The organism is Streptomyces lunalinharesii (genome assembly GCF_039532155.1).
Lineage (GTDB): Bacteria > Actinomycetota > Actinomycetes > Streptomycetales > Streptomycetaceae > Streptomyces > Streptomyces lunalinharesii.
This window is the reverse complement of the sequence record NZ_BAAARK010000096.1, coordinates 1-2,835: the sequence shown is the minus strand read 5'-3', so window position 1 is coordinate 2,835 and position 2,835 is coordinate 1. Positions and strand designations below refer to the sequence as shown.

Below are 2,835 nucleotides of genomic sequence, written 5' to 3'. Positions count from 1 at the left end.
TGGCCAGCAGTTCGGGGACGCTGAACGGCTTGGTGAGGTAGTCGTCGGCGCCCATGGCGAATCCGGCGACCCGGTCCTCCACCGCGTCCCGCGCGGTCAGGAACAACACCGGCAGCCGCGCCCCGTTACCGACGAGGCGCCGGCACACCGCGAACCCGTCCATATCGGGCAACATTACGTCCAGCACCACCAGATCCGGGGTGTCGGATTCGTAGGCGCGCAGGGCCGCGGCACCGCGGTCCGCGGTCGTCACCTGGTACCCCGCCAGGCTCAGGGTCGTCTCCAGCAGCTCCAACATCCTCGGGTCGTCGTCCACGACCAGCAGCCGCTGGCCGGTCCCCCGGGGCAATGACAGGTCATGGGTGGGTGAGGCGGAGTGCATGGCAGGTACCAATCGGGGAGGCCACGTCTGCGACGGCCCGGCAGAGGCTACCTCGCCTGCGACGACGACGCGCGCCCCCCTCTCGCCCACGGGTTCCCCGCGCCGCGGACCGGCTGTCGCCCGGGTGTCCGGTGTCCGCAGCGCCCGGTGATCCGCGCATGCGCACGCCGTCGCCGGCTGTCAGGAAATGGTCAGGTGGGCGTCCGGGACGGGTCAGCCGGGGTGGGTTCTCTTGAGTCAGGCCCCCGACCACCGTCGCCGAGAAGGCAGGAGCAGCCGTGGACCGCTCAGTACCCCCTGAAACCGGCAGTGACGTCGCTGCCCGGGACATGATCCGCAGACGCCTGCGCAGCGGGATCATCGACGTTGCGCCCATCCTCGGATTCACCGTGAGCCTGTCGCTGACGCATCAGGTCGCCGTCGGATTGACGGTCGCGCTGACGCTGGGGGCCGTGGGCTGCGTCCTGCGGTTGGTTCGCAGAGAATCCGTGTGGCGCACGCTGGGCATCGTCGGTGTCGTCGGTGTCGGTGGGGCGCTGGCCGCAAGCACCGGACAGGCCACCACCTTCTTCGCCCCGAGCCTGGTGATGCACTGCGTGATGGCCGCGGCGACGCCGGTGATGCTGCTCCTGGGATGGCCGCCGCTGGGGCTGGCGATGGGTCTTCTCACCGGTGAGAAGACCGCATGGCGCCACTGCCGGGTGCGCCGACGGGCGTTCACCAAGGGCAACTTGGTGATGATGGCCGGAAGTTACGTGATGCTCGCCATCCAGCTCCCGTTGTTCCTCTCCGGCCAGGCCGTCGCCCTCGGCGCGGTGGAAACCTTCGGACCCCTCGTCATGGCGCTCAGCACCCTGCTGGGCTGGCGCCTCTACCGACGCTGCGTCGGTACGCACCGCTGCGTCGACAGCACTCCGAGCACCGACACCACCCGTTCCTTGGAAAGGACTCCTTCATGACCACGACCCCGCCCCTCACCGGGACCCAGCCCATGGCACGGAGCTGCCCCTTCGACCCGCCGGACGAGTACCGCACACTGCGCGAGCAGGCCCCGATCTCCCAAGTGACCCTTTTCGACGGTCGGCCGGGCTGGCTGATCACCGGGTACGAGGATGTCCGGACGGTGCTCGCCGACCCGCGGTTCAGCGCCAACAGCGACTGGGTGGGGAGGGGCGAACCATCGGAGCCGGACCCGGGGGTGTTCCTCGCTATGGACCCGCCGGAGCACACTCGATTGCGGCGGCTGCTCACCGGGATGTTCACCGTGCGTCGGATGCGGCAACTGGCTCCCCGGGTGGAGGAGTTCGTTGCCGAGCGGCTGGACGCGATGGCCCGGGCCGAGTCCCCGGTCGACCTCGTTCAGGAGTTCGCGCTGCCGATACCCTCGCTGGTGATCTGCGAGCTGCTCGGAGTGCCCTACGCCGACCGCGAGGAGTTCCAGCAGAATTCGGCGACGATGCTCCGCATCACCGAAAGCCATGAAGTGCGCATGAAGGCGCGGGCGGCGATACGTCAGCACCTGCACCGGCTGGTGCTCGCCAAGCGCGCCGAGCCGACCGACGACATCCTCAGTGAGCTGGTGCAGTCCGGCGAGCTTACCGACGAGGAACTGGTCGGCGTGGGATCGATGCTGCTGGTCGCCGGGCACGAGACGACCGCGAACATGATCGCGATGAGCACCCTGTGCCTGCTGCGCAACCCTGAGCAGCTGGCGGCGCTCCGCGCCGACCCCACGCTGATGGACGGCGCCGTCGAGGAACTGCTGCGCTACCTCAGCGTCGTTTCGTTCACCCGGCCTCGCCTGGCACGGGAGGACGTGGAACTGGGCGGGCAACTGATCAAGGCCGGCAGCCTTGTAGCTGTCGTCGTGGCCTCGGGGAACCGCGACGAGGCGGCGGTTCCCGGTGACCCCGACCAGGTGGATTTGGCGAGGGGGTTCGGCTCGCACCTCGCCTTCGGCCACGGCATTCACCAGTGCCTGGGGCAGCAGCTGGCCCGGGTGGAGATAAAGGCGGCTCTGCGTGCGATGTTCGACAGGTTCCCCACGCTGCGGCTCGCGGTGCCGCCGGAGGACATACCGATGCGCAACGACATGATCGTTTACGGAGTCCGCGAGCTGCCGGTGACCTGGTAGCCGGCAGATACGGCACCTCGGCAGCCGTGGCCTGACCGCAGGTCACGGCTGCCACCAGCAGATCGCATTCCCCACTGATGCGGAGCGGAGCTTCCCCGATGAAGATCATCATTGACGAGAACAAGTGCGTGGGAGCAGGCCAGTGCGTGCTGGCTGCCGCCGACGTCTTCGACCAGCGCGACGAGGACGGCGTCGTCGTCCTGCTCAACCCCCTGCCGGCGGACGACCTGAGCGCTCAGGTCGAGGACGCCGCCGCCCGCTGCCCCGCGCTGGCCATCGAGGTGGTGAAGTAGTGCCCGCCACGGACCACATCGTCCTG

Annotated in this window: 4 protein-coding genes; 3 read left to right on the top strand and 1 reads right to left on the bottom strand. The window is 69.0% G+C overall.

The genetic code is table 11. The annotated features are described in order from the left end of the window. Window positions 1-349, bottom strand: a 349-nt coding sequence (locus ABD385_RS41035) for a response regulator transcription factor (RefSeq protein WP_344585354.1), incomplete at its 3' end; no start/stop codon positions are given. A 311-nt stretch (window positions 350-660) separates the two neighbouring features. On the opposite strand from ABD385_RS41035, the gene ABD385_RS41030 reads away from it, so the two are divergent. The 3 genes from ABD385_RS41030 to ABD385_RS41020 all read left to right on the top strand — a co-directional run bounded on the left by ABD385_RS41030 (window position 661) and on the right by ABD385_RS41020 (window position 2,809). Next, window positions 661-1,341, top strand: a complete 681-nt coding sequence (locus ABD385_RS41030; RefSeq protein WP_344585352.1) for a DUF3159 domain-containing protein — start codon at window positions 661-663, stop codon at window positions 1,339-1,341. After that, window positions 1,338-2,516, top strand: coding sequence for a cytochrome P450 (locus tag ABD385_RS41025; RefSeq protein WP_344585350.1), 1,179 nt, complete (start codon window positions 1,338-1,340; stop codon window positions 2,514-2,516). The genes ABD385_RS41030 and ABD385_RS41025 overlap by 4 nt, the downstream gene beginning before the upstream one ends. Window positions 2,517-2,614: 98 nt before the next feature. After that, window positions 2,615-2,809: a ferredoxin gene (locus ABD385_RS41020; RefSeq protein ID WP_344585348.1), complete on the top strand. Its 195-nt coding sequence runs from the start codon at window positions 2,615-2,617 to the stop codon at window positions 2,807-2,809. The last annotated feature ends 26 nt before the right edge of the window (window positions 2,810-2,835 follow it).